Here is a 19486-nt window from a genome sequence, read left to right on the forward strand (position 1 = left end):
ACCCTGTGCGTTCGGCGCCGGCGTCCGCCCGGCGCACCCACTGGAGACCCCATGACCCAGCCCGCCGCAGACCCCACCGCGCGCCGCATGGCGCCGGCCACCGAGCGCAATCGAGAACCGATCCTGGCCGTGCTGCGCGACGTGCTGCCGCCGCGCGGCACGGTGCTGGAGATTGCCAGCGGCACGGGCCAGCACGCGGTGCACTTTGCCACCGCGCTGCCGGGCCTGACCTGGCAACCCAGCGATCCCGATGCCACCCACCGCGAGTCGATTGCCGCCTGGACGGCCCACGCGCAGGCGGCCAACGTGCTGCCGCCGCTGGCGCTGGACGTGCGGCAGGAGCCGTGGGGCATCGACCGCGTGGACGCCATCGTCTGCATCAACATGATCCACATCGCCCCGTGGGCCGCCGCCGAGGCGCTGTTCGCGGGCGCCGGCACGCGGCTGGGCGCGGGCGGCATTCTCTACCTGTACGGGCCCTACCGGCGCGATGGCGCGCACACGGCGCCCAGCAACGAGGCATTCGACCGGCAGCTCAGGGCGGCCGATGCCGCCTGGGGCGTGCGCGACATGGCGGACGTGATGGCGCTGGGCGCGGCCCAGGGGCTGGTGTGCGATGCGCCGGTGCCGATGCCGGCCAACAACTTCAGCCTGGTGTTCCGCAAGGCGGGATAAGCAGGGATAAGCCCGCCTCAGCCCTTGACCAGCATCACCAGCGCGGTGGCGATCAGGCACACGGCGAACGCGGCGCGCAGCCGCCGCTCGGGCATGCGGTGCGCCAGCGCCACGCCCCACGAGATCGTCAGCATGCCGCCGAGCGACAGCGGAATGCCGCTGTACCAGTCGACATGGCCGGCATGCGCATAGGTGGCCAGCGCGACCACGGCGCCGGGCGTGACCAGCGCCAGCGCCAGCCCCTGCGCCGCGGCCTGGCGCATGCCGAACAGGCCGACCAGGGCCGGGGCGGCCACCACGCCGCCGCCCACGCTGAAGAATCCGGAGAATGCGCCGCCGACCACGCCGACGGCCGGTATCCATGACGACGACACGCGCGCCTGCTGCTGGGGCGCGGCGCGGCCGGGCATCAGGCGCCAGAGGAAGTAGACGGCCAGCCCGATCATGAAGAGCGCGAAGATGCGCCGCAACAGCGCGGCGTCGATCGACGTGGCCAGCCGGGCGGACGCCCACGTGGCCAGCACGGCCGACAGGCCCAGCACGATGGCCGTGCGCAGGTCGATGTCGGCGCGCTTGCGGTACTGCCAGAAGCCGATCACCACGTTTGGCGCGATCATGACCAGCGAGGTGCCCTGCGCGAGCTGCTGGTCCATGCCGTAGAGCAGGCCCAGCGCCGGGATGGCGATCAGCCCGCCGCCGATGCCGAATAACCCGCCCACGCCGCCGAGCAGCCCTCCAAGTCCGAAAATCAGCAGGGCGGACAGCAGCGAATGGTCAGGCATGGCGATCGAAGGGGGCGTTCGGTTCAGGCGAGCGGCAGATGATACGCGGACATGGCGCAGACATGGCGCGAAATGCCGGACCGACAGTCGGTCGTCCGGCGACCGGATCGGCGGCCCGGGTCGAGGGGCCGTGCAGCGCTCAGTCCACCTGCGCGCCCGACTGCCTGACGATCTTCGCCCACTTGTCCATGTCGGCGCGCAGCAGCGTGGCCAGTTGCTGCGGCGAGCCGGGCAGCACCTCGGCGCCCTGCGCGGCCAGCTTGTCGCGCAGCGGTTTGTCGGCCAGCGCGGCCTGCAGCGTGGTGGACAGCTTCTGCGTGACGTCCCTGGGCGTGCCGCGCACCGCGAACAGCGCCACCCACAGGTCGCCGCTGTAGCCGGGCACCGTCTCGCCGATGGCCGGGATGTCCGGCGCGAACGGCGACCGCTTGGCCGAACTGACGCCCAGCGCGCGGACCTTGCCGGCCTTGATGTGCGACAGCACCGACGGCAGGCTGGCGAATGCCATCGGCACCTGGTTGCCAAGCACGTCGTTCAGCGCGGGCGCCACGCCCTTGTAGGGCACGTGTTCGAGCTTGATGCCGGCCGTGGTGTTCAGCATCTCGCCGAGCAGGTGGTTCAGCGTGCCGTTGCCGGCCGATGCGTAGCGATAGAAGTCGGGCTTGGCCTTGGCCAGCGCGATCAGCTCCGCCATCGTCCGGGCCGGAAACGCCGGGTTGACGACCAGCACGTTGGGCACGGTGGCCACGGTGGCAATCGGCTCGAAATCCTTGACCGGGTCGAACGGCACGCTGCGGTAGAGCGACGGGTTGATGGCCTGCGTGCTGCTGATGGTCATCAGCAGCGTGTAGCCGTCAGGCGTGGCGCGGGCCGCGGCCTGGGTGCCGATGTTGCCGCCGGCGCCGGGGCGGTTTTCCACCACCACCTGCTGGCCCAGCCGCTGCGAGAGGTCCGCGGCCACGAGCCGCGCCACGATGTCGTTGGTGCCGCCCGGGGCCTGCGGCACGATCATCTGGATCGGCTTCGACGGGTACGTGTCGGCGTGGGCGTGGCCGATGGCGGTGGCCGCCAGCGCCAGGCAGGCCACGGCGCGAAGGGTGCGGATCATGCTGTCTCCTGTTATGTGCCGCCCACTCTAGCCGAGCGCCCGCCGCAGGAGAAATTCAATCGGCGACTGGCGCCATAAGGTTTTCTTATCGGGCGGTCTCCACGGCGGGGCGCTGCGTTGGATATCACATGCCGACGGGTTGCTCCCCTCTCCCGCCCGCGGGAGAGGGGCCGGGGGTGAGGGCCAGCGGTGGCGGCCAGACAGGTCGGCGCCTGCACCGCCAGCCCCCACCCCCAACCCCTCCCATAGGCAGAGGGGCGTCACGTCGGCCGGGAGACCGCCGCCAGCGACCCGCCCGAGGCAACTCTCTCCGCCACGATCTCGCGCAGGATGTCGGCCACGGCTTCGGCGGCGTGGGACCGGGGTAGCGCGCGGGGCCAGCACAGCGACAGCGTGCGGCGCAGTTCGGGCGTGATGCGGCGGCGCGGCATGGCGGCGTCGGATTCGTCCAGCGACGACGCGGGCAGCACCGTGCAGGCCAGCCCCTCGCGCGCTGCGGCCAGCAGGATCGGCAGCGAATCCAGGTCCGCCACCACGTTCAGCGCGATGCCGGCCTTGGCAAAGCTGCGCTCCACCACCTCGCGCAGGCCCTGCGATCCGCTGGGCAGTACCAGCGGCAGGCCGTCCAGCGCCTTGAGCGGCACTGTGTCGCCCCGGCCGCGCGGCGCGGGGCCGGGTGGCGTGCCGATCAGGTAAAGCGGTTCGGTGGCCAGCGGCTCGGGCTCCACGGCGCGCGACGGCGTGTCGCGGAACAGGATGGCAAAGTCCAGCCGGTTCTGGTTCAGCAGTTCGGAGATATAGCCGCTCATGCTCTCGAAAAGCTGCAGCCGCACCTGCGGGTAGCGCTGGCGCACCGTGCGCACCAGCGCCATGCCGAAGGCCGCCGCCGCCGTGGTGGGCAGCCCCACCGCCACGGTGCCGGACACCTCGCTGCCGGCCACGCGCACGTCGGCGCCGGCAATCTCGATCTGGCGCAGGATGTTGCGCACATGGCGGTAGAGCGTGCGCCCGGCCTCGGTGGGCCGCACGCCCTTGGCGCCCCGGTGCACCAGTGGCACGCCGAACTCGTCCTCCAGCGCGGCAAGCTGCTGGGACAGCGCCGGCTGTGCCACGCAGACCACCTCGGCGGCGCGGGTCAGGCTGCCGTGGTCGACGATGGCCACGAAATAGCGCATGGCGCGGATGTCCATCCCGGTTCTCCCCTTGGTCGATCTATCAGATTGCAAAACGCCAGGGTATTGATTCTACTTATGGTGCCTTCCGCAATTGCTATTTCACAGCGGCGGCGCGGGCGGGTAGATTGGGCGCCATCGTGCCATGCGCACCATCCGCCCCAGACACTGCCATGTCCAGACCGCTTGAAGGCATCACCGTCCTCTCCCTCGAACAGGCCATTGCCGCGCCGTTCTGCACGCGCCAGCTTGCAGACCTGGGCGCGCGCGTGATCAAGATCGAACGGCCGGGCCCGGGCGATTTCGCACGCGCGTATGACAGCCGGGTGCGCGGGCTGTCGTCGCACTTCGTCTGGACCAACCGCTCGAAGGAAAGCCTGACGCTGGACGTCAAGGCGCCCGGCGCGGCCCCGGTGCTGGCGGCGCTGCTGGAGAAGACCGACGTGCTGGTGCAGAACCTGGCGCCGGGGGCGTCGGCGCGGCTGGGGCTGGACTACGACACGCTGTCGGCCCGCTATCCGCGCCTGATCGTCTGCGATATCTCGGGCTACGGCGGCGACGGCCCCTACCGGGACAAGAAGGCGTACGACCTGCTGGTGCAGAGCGAATCGGGCTTTGTGTCGGTGACCGGCACGCCGGACGAAGGCGTCAAGGCCGGCGCGTCGGTGGCCGACATCGCCGCCGGCATGTACGCCTACAGCAACGTGCTGGCCGCGCTGATCGAGCGGGGCCAGACCGGGCGCGGCAAGCGCATCGACGTGTCGATGCTGGAATCGATGGTCGAGTGGATGAGTTTCCCGATGTACTACGCGTTCGAAGGCGCCGAGCCGCCGCCGCGCGCCGGTGCCGCCCACGCCACGATCTACCCGTATGGCCCGTTCCCCACCGGCGACGGCAAGACCGTGATGCTGGGCCTGCAGAACGAGCGCGAGTGGGCCGTGTTCTGCAAGGTGGTGCTGCAGGAGCCGGAACTGGCCACGCAGGCGGCGTTTGCCACCAACAGCCTGCGCAGCGCCAACCGCGCCCAGTTGCGCGCGCGGATCGTCGAGACCTTCGCGCGCCTAACCGCCGCCGAGGTGGTGGCGCGGCTGGAAGCGGCCAATATCGCCAACGCCAACGTCAATACCATGGCCGACGTCTGGCACCACCCGCAACTGGCCGCGCGCCAGCGCTGGCGCCAGGTGGATACCGCTGCCGGCCCGGTGCCGGCGCTGCTGCCGCCGGGCATGACCGATGCGCGGATGGACCCCGTGCCGGCCGTGGGCCAGCACACCGACGCCATCCTGGCCGAGGCCGGCTGCACGCCCGCGCAGATCGCCAGCCTGCATGCCGATGGCGTGGTCTGAGGGAGCCGGCATGACCACATCCACCGCCCGCCTGCCGCGCAGCTACCTGTTCGTGCCGGGATCGCGCCCGGAGCGCATCGGCAAGGCCATCGCGGCCGGCGCCGATGCCGTGATCGTCGACCTGGAAGACGCCGTCGCGCCCGACGCCAAGCAGGCGGCGCGGGACGGCCTGCGCGAACCATGGCGCACGCTGCAGGACCAGGCCGACGCGGCCGGCGTGGCGCTGCTGCTGCGCGTGAATGGCGCCGATACCGTCTACTTTGCCGACGATCTGGCGTTTTGCCGCGCGCAGTCGGTGCGCGAGATCGTGCTGCCCAAGGCCGACCCCGGCGCGCTGGCGGCCTTGCGGGCCGGGCTGCCCGACACGCCTTGCCATGCGCTGCTGGAGACCGCCGCCGGGTTTGCCAGCCTGCGCGACGTGGCGCAGGCACCGGGCGTCACGCGGCTGCTGTTCGGCAGCATCGACCTGATGTTCGACCTCGACGTGGCCGACGACGACCTGCCGCTGCATGCGTTTCGCAGCCAGATCGTGCTCCATTCGCGCGCGGCCGGGCTGCCCGCGCCGGTGGACGGCGTCTGCACCGCCATCGGCGACGCCGACGCACTGGCCGCCGACACGCAGCGCGGCCGGCGCTTCGGCTTTGGCGCCAAGCTGCTGATCCATCCCAACCAGGTGGAAAGCGTGCATCGCGCGCTGGCGCCGACCGGGCAGGAGGCGGCATGGGCGCGCCGGGTGGTGGAGCAGGCCGCCGCGGCGCAGGGCGCGGCCATCGCCGTGGACGGCAAGATGGTGGACCGCCCGGTGCTGGAACGGGCGCAGCGCATTGTCGCGGCGTTGGGGCGATAGCGGCCCTGCGGCGCCAATCGGTGTTTTCCCTGACCGGCGGGTTCGCGGCAAATGTCGAACAAACGCAGCAGGATGAAAGCCGTTTGTAATCAGCTTGCGTTCCAATGCGCGTGGAGTCGTGCCACGCCCATTGCATCGCGGCAACGGAAGCCGCCCGGGAAATGAAACAACCATAAAAGTCGCTTACCCGGTGCACCAATCCGCTGGCACGGTCGTTTACTGCAGACCGCAAGTCGAATCGAGCCAGACTGATCGTGCATTTTCCCGTACCCCGCGTGGCCGTGGCAGCGTTGCTTGCCCTGGCCGCCAGCGTTGGCCGCGCGGCCAGCGCGCCCATGCCGCCCGACGGCCCGTGCGTGGCGCCGCCGGCCCGGGCGGCCCTGACCTTGGCGCAGGCCCGGCTCGACGCGCTGCGCTGCAACCGCGACATCATCGCGGCCCGCCGCAGCGAGGAAGCCAGCCAGGCCGATATCCAGATTGCCTCCCAGCGGCCCAACCCGGTGCTGAGCCTGGGCGTGGCCAACATCAACCCGCACCTGGGCGTGGGCGCCGGCAACCTGCGCAGCAAGACCGTGGATTCGACGGTCCGCGTGGACCAAGTCATCGAGACCGCCAACAAGGGCAACCTGCGCACCGAGGCCGCCCGCAAGGCCAGCGCCGCGGCCGGCGAGCAGACGCAGGCCGTGGTGGCCCAGCAGCTTGGCGCGGTGGACCAGGCGTGGTACGAGGCCGTGGTCAGCCAGACCCGCGTGGAAGTGCTCACCGAGATGGTTGGCCTGTACGGCCGCACGCAGCAGGCCAATGAGGTGCGGCTCAAGGCGGGCGACGTGTCGCGCGCCGATGTGACCAAGCTCCAGCTGGAAACCCTGCGCGCCCAGAGCGACCTGCGCAACGCAATTGCCGACCACACCAGCGACAAGGCCGCACTGGCCGCCGCCATGGGCGTGCCGAGCACGCTGGCCGACAACCGGCTGGTGGCCGACTGGCCGGCGCCCGATGCCCCCGTGCCGGCCTTCGACCCCGACGTGCTGCAGCGCCGGCCCGACGTGACCGCGGCCGAGGCCCGGCTGGCGGCGGCGGCGTCGCAGCGCGACCTGGCCCGCGCCGGTCGCGTGCCCGACGTGACCGTCGGCGTGCAGTACGAGCACTATCCGATCTCCGAGACCAACACCACCGGCAGCGGCAACAGCTACGGCGCGTTCGTATCGATCCCGCTGTTCGTGCGCCACAGCTACGGCGGCGAGGCGCGCCGCGCCGAGGTGGACTACTACGCCGCGCTGGACGACCGCAACCGCATCCTGCTCGAAGCCCAGAACGACATCGGCCGGCTGCGCGCGCAACTGGATGCCGCGCGGGCCAGCCTGCAGCAGATGCGGGAATCGGTGCTGCCGGCCGCCGAGAGCGTGGCCAACAGCGCCGAGTTCGCCTATTCGAAGGGCGCCAGCGGCGTGCTGGACCTGCTGGACGCGCGCCGCGCGCTGCGCCAGACGCGGGTGGAGGCCGTGGAGGCGCAGGGCAACTATGCCAAGGCGCTGTCGGCCTACCTGACCGCGCTGCAGACCACCCAATCCGATATCAACAAGCTTCCCCAGGTTCGTACCGATGCGTCGCGTCCTTGATTTCCCGTTTTTCTCCCGTGGCGCCCGCTCGGGCCGTCCCGGTGCCGTGCGGATGGCCGCCGTCCTGTCGCTGTGCGCGCTGGTGCTGGCCGGCTGCGGCAAGAAGGAAGTGCCGGACAACGACGACGATCCGAAGATCACCGGGCAGACCATCGCCTACCCGGCCAGCGTCAAGGCGCTGCCGGGCGTGGTGGGCCAGCCCGTGCAGAGCGGCGGCGATCGCATGCTGAGCATGCCGGGCCGGCTGGTCTGGAACGAGGACCGCACCGTGCGCGTGGCCACGCCGTTCGCCGGGCGCGTGATGGAGATCCTGGTGCAGCCCGGCGCCACCGTGAAGGCCGGGCAGCCGCTGGCCATGCTGACGTCGCCGGACTTTGGCGTGGCGCAGGCCGACGCGCGCAAGTCCGCCGCCGACAGCGCCGTGGCGGCCAAGTCGCTGGCGCGCCAGCGCGAGCTGTACCAGGCCGGCGTGATCGCGCAGAAGGACTTCGAGCAAGCCCAGGCCGACAACGCCCGTGCCGCGGCCGACCTGGCCCGAACGCAGGCCGCGCTGCGCATGTACGGCGCGGGCGGCGGCGATGCGGTAAACCAGCGCTTCGCGCTGCGCAGCCCCATCGACGGCGTGGTGGTCGAGCGCAATATCAATACCGGCATGGAGCTCCGGCCCGACCAGCAGCCCAACGCGCCGCTGTTCCTGATTACCGATCCGTCCACGCTCTGGGCCCAGCTTGACGCGGCCGAGGCGGACCTGGGCCTGTTCAAGGCCGGCGTGTCCGTGCAGCTCACCAGCGCGGCCTATCCGGGCGAGACGTTCCTGGGCACCGTGGTCAAGATCGCGGACTATGTCGACCCCACGTCGCGCAGCGTCAAGGTGCGGCTGGCGGTGCCCAACGCCGACCGCCGCCTGAAGGCCGAGATGTACGTGACCGCGAAGCTGCAGGCGGCGTCGTTCCAGGGTATCTCGGTGCCGTCCAAGGCCGTGTTCCTGGCCGACAACAGGAACTACGTGTTCGTGCGCACGTCGGCCACGCCGTTCGTGTTCGAGCGCCGCGAGGTGAAGCTCGGCGTGACGCTGCCCGGCACGACCGAGGTGGTCCAGGGCCTCAAGGCCGGCGACGTGGTCATCACGGACGGCAACCTCTACCTGCAGGACATCCTGCGCGATGCCACCGCGGTGAACGCCGCGCGGGCGTCCGCCAAGCAATGAGGACGGCGGACCGATGATTTCGCGCATTGTTCATTTCGCGCTGCACCAGAAGCTGTTTGTCTGGCTCGGCCTGATCATCTTCATCGCGGGCGGCCTGGCCGCGTTCAAGAACCTGCCGATCGAGGCCTTTCCGGACGTCTCGGACATCCAGGTCAACGTGATCACGTTGTACCCGGGCCGCGCCGCCGAGGAGGTGGAGCGCCAGGTGACGATCCCGATCGAGACCGCGCTGGCCGGCACGCCGAATTCCGTGCGGGTGTTCTCGCACACCCAGTTCGGCCTGTCGTTCATGATGGTGACCTTCAACGACAAGGCCACCGACGTGACCGCGCGCCAGCAGATCATCGAGCGCCTGCGCAGCGTGGACCTGCCCGACGGCGTGCAGCCCGAGCTGGCGCCGCTGTCGACGGCCATCGGCGAGATCTTCCGCTTCCGGCTGACCGGCAAGGGTTACACACCCCAGCAGTTGCGCACGCTGCAGGACTGGGTGGTGGAAAAGAACCTGCGCCAGGTGCCGGGCGTGGCCGACCTGGTGACGATCGGCGGGTCGATCAAGCAGTACGAAGTGAACCCGAACCTGGGCCGCATGCGCGACGCCCGCATCTCGCTGTCGCAACTGTTCACGGCGCTGCAGCGCGGCAATTCCAACGCCGGCGGCGGCGCGGTGGCGCACGGGCGGCAGCAGTACCTGCTGCGCTCGCTGGGCAGCTTCCGCTCGTCGGCCGACATCGCCAACGTGGTGGTGGCCGAGAACAACGGCACGCCGATCCTGGTGAAGGACATTGCCGAGGTGAAGGTGGGCTCGGCGCCGCCGCAGGGGCTGATGGGGCAGGACGACGAGGACGACATCGTGTCGGGCATCGTGGTCATGCGCAAGGGCGAGAACCCGTCGGTGGTGCTGGAGGCGCTGAAGCAGAAGATCGATCTGCTGGACACGCAGATCCTGCCCAAGGGCGTGAAGATCGTGCCGTACTACGACCGCTCCACGCTGATCGACAAGACGCTGCACACGGTGTTCGGCAACCTGGTGGAAGGCGCGCTGCTGGTGCTGGCCGTGCTGTACCTGTTCCTGGCGAACGTGCGCGCGGCGGCCATCGTGGCGCTGGTGATTCCGCTGTCGCTGCTGTCCACGTTCATCGGGCTGACCTGGGTGGGCATCCCGGCCAACCTGCTGTCGCTGGGCGCGATGGACTTCGGGATCATCGTCGACGGCGCGGTGATCGTCGTCGAGAACATCTTCAAGCGGCTGGGCGAGCTCAAGGAGCAGCAGATCCAGGACAGCAAGGCGCGGCTGTACGCGATCCTGCAGGCCACCACCGAGGTGGGCCGGCCCACCGTGTTCTCGATGGTCATCATCATCGCCGCGCACATCCCGATCTTCACGCTGCAGCGCCACGAGGGCAAGATCTTCGCGCCGATGGCGTACACGGTGACCGGCGCGCTGATCGGATCGCTGGTCCTGTCGCTGACCGTGGTGCCGCTGCTGTGCCACCTGCTGCTCACGAAGAACATCGCCCACGACGACAACTTCGTCGTCCGCTTCTGCAAGCGGCTCTACGAGCCGATGCTGGCCTGGGCGCTGGACAACAAGAAGACGGTGGTGGGCGTGGCGCTGGGGCTGCTGGTGGTGACGTTCGGCGTGGGCAAGTTCCTGGGCAGCGAATTCCTGCCAGAGCTGGACGAGGGCTCGATGTGGGTCAGCTTCGATCTGCCGGCGTCGGTGTCGCTGGACGAGGCGCGCGACCAGGCCCGCATGCTGCGCGGCGTGATTCGCAAGACGCCGGAGGTCAACACGACGATCTCGAAGGTGGGCCGCCCCGACGACGGCACCGACCCGAAGCTCATCAACACCGTGGAAATCCTGGTGGACCTGAAGGGCGACCAGAAGTGGCGCGCCGGCTACGACAAGCGCCGGATCATCGAGGAGATCAACCACAACCTGCGCCAGTTGCCGGGCATCGAGCCGAACTTCTCGCAGCCGGTGCGCGACAACATCCTGGAAAGCATCTCGCAGATCAAGGGCCAGATCGTGATCAAGGTGCAGAGCGACAGCCTGGAGCACAACAAGCAGGTGGCCGACCAGATCCTGGCCAACGTGCAGTCGGTCAAGGGCGTGATGCGCGCGTTCATCGACCGCGACGGCGAACTGCCGCAGTACGTGCTGGAATTCGACCGCGCCCAGGCGGCCCGCTACGGGATCAACGTGGCCGACGTGCAGGACCTGATGGAAAGCGCGCTGGCCGGCAAGGCGGCCACCGAGCTGTGGGAAGGCGAGCGCCACTTCAGCGTGGTGGTGCGGCTGCGGCCCGGCGAGCGCGAGCTGCCGAACCTGCCGAACATCTTCATGCAGACCGCCGACGGCGCGCAGGTGCCGCTGTCGCAGCTCGTGACGTTCCGCGCGGCGTCCGGGGCGATGAACATCAGCCGCGAGAACGGCCAGCGCACCACGTCGATCGGCATCTTCATCCACGACCGCGACATGGGCAGCGTGGTGAAGGACATGCAGGCGCTGGTCAAGAAGAACGTCAATGCCGAAGACGTCAAGATCAGCTGGTCTGGCGAATTCGAGAACCAGGAGCGCGCCATGGCACGGCTGTCGATCGTGGTGCCACTGTCGGTGCTGCTGATCTTCCTGCTGCTGTTCAATGCGTTCCAGTCGTTCAAGAGCGCTGCGCTGATCATCTCCAACATCCCGTTCGCGCTGATCGGCGGCGTGTTCGCGCTGTTCCTGACCGGTATCCCGCTGTCGGTGTCGGCCGCCATCGGCTTCATTGCGCTGTTCGGGCAGGCCGTGCTGAACGGCGTGGTGATGGTGACGTACTTCAACCAGCTGCGGCAGGAAGGCATGTCGGTGCGCCAGGCCGTGCTGACCGGATCGATGGACCGGCTGCGCACGGTGCTGATGACCGCCATGCTGGCCATGCTGGGCCTGTTCCCGATGGCCATCTCGCGTGCCATCGGCTCGGAAACCCAGCGCCCGCTGGCCATCGTCATCATCGGCGGCCTGATCACGGCCACGCTGCTGACGCTGATCGTGCTGCCGACGCTCTACGAGTGGATGGTTGGCCGAAGCTGGCCCGACGAGGAAGGCGAGCCGGACAACGACAACCGCCTGACCGACTCGCTGGCGCATTGAGCCGGGGTGGGATGGAAAAAGCCGGGGCGGGTGCTCCGGCTTTTTTTGTTGGCTGGCGCGACGGGGAGTACGCCGCCGGCGCCTGGCCGGCGGTCAGGCCATCACCCGCAGCAAATCCTCACCGACGCCCACCCGCCCGAAACAACGGCCAGACCAGCAGCGCCAGCCCGCCCGTGGTGGCCCACACCACCGGCCATGACGTCAGCGCCAGCCAATGCGGCAGCGCGAGCGGGGTCAGGAAGAAGCCGAGGAAGACTGCGGTGTTGGCCATGCCGAGCGCGGTGCCGGCGCGGTCGGCGCCGGCCATGGCGGCCAGTTCGGTGTAGCCCACGCCGTGCCAGGCCGAGACGGCGATGCCGGCCAGTGCCAGCAGCACCGGCAGCGCGGCCATCAGCGCGGGACTGGCTGCGCTGCCGCGCACGCCGGCGGCCAGCAGCAGGAAGGCCGCGGCCGATAGCAGCGTGCAGCCGCGCAGGTAGGCGCGGCGGTTGCCGTGGCGGTCGGTCCAGCGGCCGCTCCAGATGCGGGCGGCCATCGCGCCGGCCTGGATCGCGACCAGCGTGGCGGTGATGGTGCCGAGCCCGGCGTGGGCGTAGTCGTGCAGGAAGATCGACGCGAACGTCAGCACCGCGAACTGCGGCACGCAGAGCAGGCCGATGCCGAGCACGAGACGCCAGACCGCGGCGCGCCGTAGCGGATTCTCGTGCGTGGGCGGGGCGGCAGCGCTGATGTGGCTGTCCGGCGGTTCGTGCAGCCAGTGCCATGTCAGCCCGGCCGCGATGCCGCACAGCAATGCCACCCAGCCATAGGCCCAGGCAAAGCCGTAGGTCGATGCCAGCCACGGTAACGTCAGCGCCCCGATGCCGCCGCCGAGCGGCACGGCGGTCTGGCGGATGCTCATCGCCAGGCCGCGCTCACCCTCGCGGAACCAGCGCATCACGGCGCGGCCGCTGGCGCCATTGACGCTACCGCCGACCAGCCCGACCACCGTCATGGCGACCACCAGCCACGCCAGCGACGGCAGATGCCCGGCGGCCGGCGCCAGCCACAGCGCCATGCCCAGCAACGCCGCGCAGGTGGCCGTCAGGCCGGCCAGCAGCACGGGGCGGTCGCCCCAGCGGTCGGCGGCAAGGCCCCACGGCAGTTCGGACAGGGCGGTGCCGAGCCCGATGGCGCCCACGGCCAGGCCGACTTCGGCGGTGTCGAGCTGGTAGCCGCTGCGCATCCAGACGGCCGTGGTGGGCAGGCCGCTGACGGCGGCCAGCACGCTGGCGTTGGCCGCCACGCCGACGCCCAGGACCTTCCAGCGATGGGATGGCGCCAGCAACCGGCCGCCATCGGACAGACACAAGGTGTGCGGGGACATGGGTGACACGTGATCCGGAAGTGGTTTGACGCGATCCAGTCTGTCACCGAGAATCTATCCTGAAAATCAGAAAATATTCCGCTCATCGTTCGATAAAACAGGATGGTTGCCATGTCTCGCACCAATCTCGATGTGGCCGCGCTGCGCAGTCTGCTGGCCGGCATGGAACTGGGCAGTTTTGCCCGCGCGGCGGATCGCGTGGGCCGCTCCACCTCCGCCATCAGCGCCCAGATCCGCAAGCTCGAAGAGCAGGCCGGCACGCCGCTGTTCCGCAAGGCTGGCCGGGGCCTGGCGCTGACGGCGGCCGGCGAGGCGATGCTGGGCTACGCGCGCCGGCTGGTCGACCTGAACGACGAAGCCGTGACGGCCGTGCGGGGCGTGGACCTGTCGGGCGGCATCCGGCTCGGCCTGCAGGAGGAATTTGGCGAGGGGCTGCTGCCCGAGGTGTTGGGCCGGTTTGCGCGGGCGCATCCCAAGATACGCATCGAGGCGGTGGTGTCGCGCAATGCCGACCTGCTGGCGCGGATCGATGCCGGCCGCTGCGACCTGGCGCTGGTGTGGGCCGACATGCAGCCCGCCATGGCGGCGGAGATCGACGGCTATGTGCTGGGCCCGCGGCACGTGGAGCGGCTGGACGCCGTGCCGATGTGCTGGGTCGGTTCCGCGACGGAACGCTGGGAGTCGGCCGATGGCGATCCGCTGTCGCTGGTGGCCTTCGACCGGCCATGCCAGTTCCACGCGGCGGCCACCGCGGCGCTGGACCGTGCGGGCCGGCCTTGGCGGGTCACGTTTTCGAGTCCGAACCTGGGGGGATTGTGGGCCGCGGCCGCCGCCGGGCTGGGGCTGACCGTGCGCTCGCGCTACGGGCTGCCGGCCGGGGTGCGCGCGTTGTCGCCCGAGGCGTCGGGCCTGCCGGCGCTGCCCTCGATGTCGCTGGCGATGGTGCGCGCCGCCGCGACGATGCCGCCGGAGGTGGAACGGCTGGCCGATATCCTCCACACGGCACTTGGCGATCTGGCGCGCCGCGACGGCCCGCCGGCCTGACCCTCCACGCGATGCGCGGCGTCAGGCGGGCGGACGGTCGTCCGGAAGACGTTCAGTCGTCGTAGCGGCTGGAACGATGGGTCGGCCGGCAGAGCAGCGCGCCCAGCAGCACGCCGACGCCCAGCGCCATGCCCAGCGCCTTCATCGGCTCCTTGTGCGTGTAATCGGTCACGCATCCTGGCCGCGCGACATGCTGTCGGTGACCGACGCCTTGATCGACGCGAGCTTGTCAGAGCCCTGCGCGGCCTTGGACAGGAATTTCTCCTTGGCCGCCTGGATGGCTTCGCCGGTCAGGTTGGGCAGCTGGGCCAGCAGGTCGTCCAGGTCCTGCGCCAGTTGCCGGGTATCGGATTGCAGCTTCTGCTGGGAAGTCGGCGGATTGATGTTGTTCGGATCGTTCGGGTCCATGGGCGTCTCCAGGAAGGATGCGGGTGGATTCGTGCCAGCGCATGTTTCGTACCAGCGCGTGGCGCCAGCGCTGGCGCGGGCTGCAGGCCGCGGCGCGCGCATTCCGGGTCGCCAAGTTGCGCACCGTTGTAAATTTCGCCGCGCCAGGGCCCATGGCGGCCGGCACCTGGGCAGCGGGCGCGGCTTCTTGCATGCTGCAGATGCGGCGCATAATGCGCGTTGCCCTACCACGACAGAAGAGGAAGACATGCACGCCCCATCGGCTCCCCACGCCCGTATTCGCCGGCTGACCATGGCCGCCTTCGTGCTGGCCACGCTTGGCACGGCGCAGGCCGCCACGCTGGATCGCGGCCAGCTGGAACAGTCGGCTGACCGCGCCGCGGCGGCCAGCTACAAGGAGTGGGTGGAACTGCTCGCCATTCCCAACGACGCCACCGTGCCGGCCGACATCCAGAAAAACGTGGACTGGCTGGTCAAGGCGTTCGCGCGGCGCGGCTTCCAGGCCCGCGCGCTGCCCAATGGCGACAAGCCGATGGTCTATGCCGAGTACGCGGCGCCGGGCGCCCCGGCTGCCGGCCGCAAGACCGTGCTGTTCTACATGCACCTGGACGGCCAGTCGGTCACGCCGTCGCAGTGGGCGCAGAAGAGCCCGTGGGACGCCACGCTGAAGGCCCGCACGGCCGACGGCAAGTGGGAGGCGCTGCCGCTGGACAAGCTCTACGCGGGTCCGGTGGATCCGGAATGGCGGCTGTTTGCGCGGTCATCGTCGGACGACAAGGGGCCCATCGTGATGTTCCTGGCCGCGATGGACGCGCTGAAGGCCGCCGGCGTGGAGCCCGGCGTCGACATCAAGGTGCTGCTCGATTCGGAGGAGGAAAAGGGCTCGCCGTCGCTGGGGCAGGTCATCGGCCAGAACCTCGCGCTGCTGCGCAACGACGGCATGGTGATCCTGGACGGCCCGATGCACCAGAGCAACCAGCCCACGCTGGTGTTCGGCAATCGCGGCATCCAGCTCGTGCAGCTCAAGGTGTTCGGCGCGTCGCAGGGGCTGCACAGCGGCCACTACGGCAACTATTCGGCCAACCCGGTGCAGCGCATGGCCAGCCTGCTGGCGTCGATGAAGGACGAGAACGGCCGCGTGACCATTCCCGGCTACTACACGCCGGTGAAGATCGACGCGCGCGCCCGGCAGATCATGGCCGCCGTGCCCGACGACGAGGCCGCGCTGAAGCGCCGGCTGGGCATTGCCAGCCCCGAGAAGGTGGGCGCCAATTACCAGGAGGCGATGCAGTACCCGAGCCTGAACGTGCGCGGCATTGCAGCCGGCGACGTCGGCCCGAAGGCGCGCACGATCATCCCGGAAGTGGCAGTGGCCGATATCGACCTGCGCACGGTGCCCGAGACGCCGCCCGAGACGCTGGTGGCGCTGCTGCGCAAGCACATCGAGAAGCAGGGCTACCACCTGGTGAACGGCGAGCCCACGGCCGAGGAACGGGCGCGCTATCCGAAGCTGGCGTCGCTGACGGCCGGCGAGGTATCGGCGTCCAGCTCCGCCGCGCGGACCGACCTGGACGCGCCGGTCAGCAAGTGGCTGCAGGGCGTGATGCAGGACACCTACGGCCGCGCGCCGGTGCAGATCCGCATGATGGGTGGTACGGTGCCCACGGGCGCCGCCGTGCAGGCGCTGAAGTCGCCGTTCGTGATCGTGCCGCTGGTCAACGCGGACAACAACCAGCACAGCTTTGACGAGAACATGCGGCTGGGCAACTACCGCGACGGCATCCGCACGCTGATGGGCATCCTTCAGACGCCGTTCCGCTAGGCGTGCCAGCTCAGGGCTTGCCAGCGCCGGTGCAGATGCCGTGCAGCTTGCGCAGGCCCGTGTACAGCCCGTGCCGTTCCTCGGGCGTCAGCAGGCGGATCACCGACGCCTGGCCGCGCCGCGCGAGCGGGATGACCTGCGCGTGCAGCGCGGCGCCCGTTTCGCTGATCTTGCACGCCAGGCGCTTGCGCGGCGTGGTGCCTTCCGATTCCAGCGTGACCAGTCCCCGGTCTTCCAGCAGCCGCAGCGTGCGGCTGACCAGCGCCTTGTCCGACGTGGACTGCCGCACCAGCTCGGCAAACGACATCGGCTCGCCATGGGCCAGCAGCGCCAGGATGCGCCATTCCGGCACGGTCAGGTCGAACTGCGACGCATAGGGCTCGGTCACGCTGTTGCGCAGCGCCGTGACAAGCTGGCTCAGCATCGTGGTGAGGAAATCGTTGACGGTCAGGCCGGTGCCGGCTTCGTCGAGGTCCGACCAGGGGTCGCGCATGTCGGACGTGGCCGGGGACTGCTGGGTGGTGCTGGACATGAAGGGGGCGCCAAAAAGGAATGCCGGCAATCCGGCTGGAAACCGGCTGCGATTGTCTCACACCGCCTGTTGTTCGCAACTTTGTGCCGGCCCGCGCCATGGATCAGCCAATCGGCCGATGTCAATCCACGCTCCGTTCAGGTTGAGTCGTCAACTACGACCCTTAATTGGCAGGAAGCAGGAAGAGAACCTGACGACGAAGTCGCGCCGCCGCGCGAAGCCGATGAAGCTGGCGGCGCAGGCCCCCGCCGATCAGTAGTTGACCACGACGTTCAGCATCGCCACGCGCGGGTTGCCCACCGGCAGCACGTTGTTGTTGAGGCCGCCCGCGTAGTACGCCTTGTCGAACACGTTCTTGATGTTGAGCGCGGCGCGCCAGTGGTTGGCCGTGTAGCCGACGCCCAGGTCCGCCACCGCGTAGCCCGGCACGGTGTAGCTGAAGCTGTAGCCGCGTTTGGCGCTTTCGCCGCGCGCGCCCACGCCGGCCCACCAGCCGGCCAGCGCGCCGCGGAAGCGGTACTGCGTCCACAGCGAGAAGCTGTGCCGCGGCACCGCGTTGAGCGGCTTGCCCACGTTGGCCGCCACCGTGTCCTCGGTCACCTCGCTGTCGATGTAGGCGTAGGCGCCGGTCACGCTCAGGCCGTTGCCCAGGTCCTGCGTCAGCTCGGCCTCGAAACCGCGCGAGCGCTGCTCGCCCACGGCCACGCTGAAGCCGGTGTTGATCGGGTCCGACGCCAGCACGTTCTTGCGCGTCAGGTCGAACGCCGCCAGCGTCAGCAGGCCGGTCTTGCCCGGCATGTCGAACTTCACGCCCACTTCCACCTGGCGGCCCTTCTCGGGCTTGAACGTGCTGTTGTTCACGTCGGTGCCGATGTTCGGCAGGAACGACGTGGCGTAGCTGACGTACGGGCGGGCCCAGTGCGTCAGGTCGTACATCACGGCGGCGCTGCCGGTGACGGCGTGGTCGTCGTTGTCGGTGCGCGTGCCGGCCAGCCGGTTGGTGCTGGCCGAGCGCGCGGTTTCGTGGCGCACGCCGGCCGTGACCGTCCAGCGGTCGGCAATGCGGATCTGGTCGCGGAAGTACAGGCCCAGCGCGTTGAGCGTGTCGGTGCTGTCGGTGCTGAAGCTGGCCGGGCAGTTGATGGCGGCGCCGTACACGGGCCGGTAGACGTTCAGCGCGGCCACGCGGCACGTCTTCTGCAGCCGGTCTTCCTTCGTGTGCCGGTAGTCGACGCCGAAGGTCAGGCTGTGCTGGTGGCCGGTGAACGCGAACGTCTTCTGCACGTTGGTGTCCACGCCGAACGAATCGCCCGAGAAGTCCTGTTGCGTGGCGCTGCGGTTCAGCGTCTGGCTGTTCACGGCCATCGTGCCGGCCGTGACGAACGTGCCCGTCAGCGACGACGTCTGGTAGCGCAGGTTCTGGTTGACCGTCCAGCCCGAATCGAAGCGGTGAGTCAGCGCGTAGCCCACGCGGTTCTGCTCGCCATCGTAGGGCTGGGCGCCTGGCTCGCCGATGAAGCGCGAACTCGGCACCACGCCGTTGACGTTGGGCGTCAGCGTGCCGTTGACCGGCAGGCCCTGCTGGCGCACGTAGTGGCGCTCGTTGTGGCTGACCAGCAGCGTGAAATCGGTGCGCTCGCCAAAATCGAGCGTCAGCGACGGCGCGACGTAGCGGTTGCGGTACCAGACGTGGTCGGTGGGATCGTCGCTGTCCATCGCCAGCGCCGTCAGCCGGAACGCGGCCTTGCTGCCGGGCTTGAGCGGCGTGCCGACGTCGGCGGTCACCTGCCGCAGGCCGTAGTTGCCGACGGTCAGGCCCAGTTCGCCGAACAGTTCGGGCCGGGGCCGCTTGGTGACGATGTTGACCAGCCCGCCCGGCTGCACCTGGCCGAACAGGACCGACGCCGGCCCCTTGAGCACTTCCACGCGCTCGGCGCCAAACACTTCCTGCGCCACGCGGTTGTTGCTGTCCACCAGCAGCCCGTCGGCAAAGACCGATTCGGACGCGCGCTGGCCGCGGATGATGAAGTCGTCCCAGCCGCGGCGGCCGTAGGTGTTGGCGGAGACCCCGGCGGCGTTCCAGAGCACGTCGCTCAGCGTTTGCGACTGCTGGCTGTCCATCAGGTCGCGCGTGATGACGGTGATGGACTGCGCGCTGTCCGCCGCCGATTCGTTCGATTTCGTCACGCCAGCTGCCCGGCGCGTGGCAAAGCCGACGTCGGCGCCGGTATTGGCGCCGGCGCTGACCGTGACGGTGGGCAGCACGCTGCCGTCGTCATCGGCATGGGCGGCAAGGGCAAACAGGGACAGGCAGGCGAGGGCGGTGGGCGTGAGCAGACAGCGAAGCGACATCGGGGATTTCCGGCGGGGCCGCAAGATGCGGCGAAAAAGGCGTCACCGAGGTGACGAAAGCGCCGAATTA

16 protein-coding genes are annotated in these 19486 nt (G+C 69.6%); 8 read left to right on the top strand and 8 right to left on the bottom strand.

From position 1 onward, the window contains the following. Nucleotides 1–51 precede the first annotated feature (51 nt). Nucleotides 52–675 (top strand): DUF938 domain-containing protein, encoded by a 624-nt coding sequence (locus QTN24_RS19435; RefSeq protein WP_313839100.1) that lies wholly within the window; start codon nt 52–54, stop codon nt 673–675. Nucleotides 676–692: 17 nt separating this feature from the next. On the opposite strand, the gene QTN24_RS19440 is transcribed toward QTN24_RS19435, so the two are convergent. From QTN24_RS19440 to QTN24_RS19450, 3 genes are all read right to left on the bottom strand, one after another. Then, a complete protein-coding gene (locus QTN24_RS19440; RefSeq protein ID WP_313839102.1) occupies nt 693–1457 on the bottom strand; it encodes a sulfite exporter TauE/SafE family protein in 765 nt (254 codons plus the stop codon). Between the two features lie 139 nt (nt 1458–1596). Beyond that, nucleotides 1597–2565 carry a tripartite tricarboxylate transporter substrate binding protein gene (locus QTN24_RS19445; protein ID WP_313839103.1) on the bottom strand — a complete coding sequence of 323 codons (969 nt, stop codon included), beginning with the start codon at nt 2563–2565 and terminating at the stop codon, nt 1597–1599. Nucleotides 2566–2825: 260 nt separating this feature from the next. Next, on the bottom strand, nt 2826–3755 hold the full coding sequence (locus tag QTN24_RS19450; RefSeq protein ID WP_313839104.1) for a LysR substrate-binding domain-containing protein: 930 nt from the start codon (nt 3753–3755) through the stop codon (nt 2826–2828). 155 nt (nt 3756–3910) lie between these two features. Here QTN24_RS19450 and QTN24_RS19455 point away from each other — a divergent pair, with 155 nt between their 5' ends. The 5 genes from QTN24_RS19455 to QTN24_RS19475 all read left to right on the top strand — a co-directional run bounded on the left by QTN24_RS19455 (nt 3911) and on the right by QTN24_RS19475 (nt 11892). Further along, nucleotides 3911–5083: a CaiB/BaiF CoA transferase family protein gene (locus QTN24_RS19455; protein ID WP_124685577.1), complete on the top strand. Its 1173-nt coding sequence runs from the start codon at nt 3911–3913 to the stop codon at nt 5081–5083. 10 nt (nt 5084–5093) lie between these two features. Further along, nucleotides 5094–5930, top strand: coding sequence for a CoA ester lyase (locus QTN24_RS19460; RefSeq protein WP_313839105.1), 837 nt, complete (start codon nt 5094–5096; stop codon nt 5928–5930). Nucleotides 5931–6184: 254 nt separating this feature from the next. Continuing rightward, nucleotides 6185–7549 carry a TolC family protein gene (locus QTN24_RS19465; RefSeq protein WP_409559055.1) on the top strand — a complete coding sequence of 455 codons (1365 nt, stop codon included), beginning with the start codon at nt 6185–6187 and terminating at the stop codon, nt 7547–7549. Next, a complete protein-coding gene (locus tag QTN24_RS19470) occupies nt 7533–8756 on the top strand; it encodes an efflux RND transporter periplasmic adaptor subunit (RefSeq protein WP_124685575.1) in 1224 nt (407 codons plus the stop codon). Before QTN24_RS19465 ends, QTN24_RS19470 begins: the two co-directional genes overlap by 17 nt. A 13-nt stretch (nt 8757–8769) precedes the next feature. Then, the gene (locus QTN24_RS19475) at nt 8770–11892 is read left to right on the top strand and encodes a CusA/CzcA family heavy metal efflux RND transporter (RefSeq protein WP_313839106.1); all 3123 of its coding nucleotides are present in this window, start codon (nt 8770–8772) and stop codon (nt 11890–11892) included. Between the two features lie 118 nt (nt 11893–12010). Here QTN24_RS19475 and QTN24_RS19480 read toward each other — a convergent pair whose 3' ends face one another. Beyond that, nucleotides 12011–13258: an MFS transporter gene (locus tag QTN24_RS19480; RefSeq protein WP_313839107.1), complete on the bottom strand. Its 1248-nt coding sequence runs from the start codon at nt 13256–13258 to the stop codon at nt 12011–12013. 111 nt (nt 13259–13369) lie between these two features. On the opposite strand from QTN24_RS19480, the gene QTN24_RS19485 reads away from it, so the two are divergent. Next, complete coding sequence (locus tag QTN24_RS19485; protein ID WP_313839108.1) at nt 13370–14302, top strand: LysR substrate-binding domain-containing protein; 933 nt, start codon at nt 13370–13372, stop codon at nt 14300–14302. A 52-nt stretch (nt 14303–14354) separates the two neighbouring features. On the opposite strand, the gene QTN24_RS19490 is transcribed toward QTN24_RS19485, so the two are convergent. Both QTN24_RS19490 and QTN24_RS19495 read right to left on the bottom strand, forming a co-directional pair. After that, nucleotides 14355–14474, bottom strand: a complete 120-nt coding sequence (locus QTN24_RS19490; RefSeq protein ID WP_313839109.1) for a DUF883 C-terminal domain-containing protein — start codon at nt 14472–14474, stop codon at nt 14355–14357. Next, nucleotides 14471–14710, bottom strand: a complete 240-nt coding sequence (locus tag QTN24_RS19495) for a hypothetical protein (protein ID WP_313839110.1) — start codon at nt 14708–14710, stop codon at nt 14471–14473. The genes QTN24_RS19490 and QTN24_RS19495 overlap by 4 nt, the downstream gene beginning before the upstream one ends. A 247-nt stretch (nt 14711–14957) precedes the next feature. Here QTN24_RS19495 and QTN24_RS19500 point away from each other — a divergent pair, with 247 nt between their 5' ends. Next, a complete protein-coding gene (locus QTN24_RS19500) occupies nt 14958–16532 on the top strand; it encodes a M20/M25/M40 family metallo-hydrolase (protein WP_313839111.1) in 1575 nt (524 codons plus the stop codon). Nucleotides 16533–16542: 10 nt separating this feature from the next. On the opposite strand, the gene QTN24_RS19505 is transcribed toward QTN24_RS19500, so the two are convergent. Next, nucleotides 16543–17064, bottom strand: a complete 522-nt coding sequence (locus tag QTN24_RS19505) for a MarR family winged helix-turn-helix transcriptional regulator (protein WP_313839112.1) — start codon at nt 17062–17064, stop codon at nt 16543–16545. A 252-nt stretch (nt 17065–17316) separates the two neighbouring features. Continuing rightward, nucleotides 17317–19416: a TonB-dependent siderophore receptor gene (locus QTN24_RS19510; protein ID WP_313839113.1), complete on the bottom strand. Its 2100-nt coding sequence runs from the start codon at nt 19414–19416 to the stop codon at nt 17317–17319. Nucleotides 19417–19486: the final 70 nt, after the last annotated feature.

The organism is Cupriavidus sp. SZY C1 (assembly GCF_032190535.1).
Classification (GTDB): Bacteria; Pseudomonadota; Gammaproteobacteria; order Burkholderiales; family Burkholderiaceae; genus Cupriavidus; species Cupriavidus pauculus_C.

Coding starts and splice junctions, on each gene's coding strand:
- QTN24_RS19435 (WP_313839100.1), top strand. CDS start 52: ATGACCCAGCCCGCCGCAGACCCCACCGCGCGCCGCATGGCGCCGGCC.
- QTN24_RS19440 (WP_313839102.1), bottom strand. CDS start 1,457: ATGCCTGACCATTCGCTGCTGTCCGCCCTGCTGATTTTCGGACTTGGA.
- QTN24_RS19445 (WP_313839103.1), bottom strand. CDS start 2,565: ATGATCCGCACCCTTCGCGCCGTGGCCTGCCTGGCGCTGGCGGCCACC.
- QTN24_RS19450 (WP_313839104.1), bottom strand. CDS start 3,755: ATGGACATCCGCGCCATGCGCTATTTCGTGGCCATCGTCGACCACGGC.
- QTN24_RS19455 (WP_124685577.1), top strand. CDS start 3,911: ATGTCCAGACCGCTTGAAGGCATCACCGTCCTCTCCCTCGAACAGGCC.
- QTN24_RS19460 (WP_313839105.1), top strand. CDS start 5,094: ATGACCACATCCACCGCCCGCCTGCCGCGCAGCTACCTGTTCGTGCCG.
- QTN24_RS19470 (WP_124685575.1), top strand. CDS start 7,533: ATGCGTCGCGTCCTTGATTTCCCGTTTTTCTCCCGTGGCGCCCGCTCG.
- QTN24_RS19475 (WP_313839106.1), top strand. CDS start 8,770: ATGATTTCGCGCATTGTTCATTTCGCGCTGCACCAGAAGCTGTTTGTC.
- QTN24_RS19480 (WP_313839107.1), bottom strand. CDS start 13,258: ATGTCCCCGCACACCTTGTGTCTGTCCGATGGCGGCCGGTTGCTGGCG.
- QTN24_RS19485 (WP_313839108.1), top strand. CDS start 13,370: ATGTCTCGCACCAATCTCGATGTGGCCGCGCTGCGCAGTCTGCTGGCC.
- QTN24_RS19495 (WP_313839110.1), bottom strand. CDS start 14,710: ATGGACCCGAACGATCCGAACAACATCAATCCGCCGACTTCCCAGCAG.
- QTN24_RS19500 (WP_313839111.1), top strand. CDS start 14,958: ATGCACGCCCCATCGGCTCCCCACGCCCGTATTCGCCGGCTGACCATG.
- QTN24_RS19505 (WP_313839112.1), bottom strand. CDS start 17,064: ATGTCCAGCACCACCCAGCAGTCCCCGGCCACGTCCGACATGCGCGAC.
- QTN24_RS19510 (WP_313839113.1), bottom strand. CDS start 19,416: ATGTCGCTTCGCTGTCTGCTCACGCCCACCGCCCTCGCCTGCCTGTCC.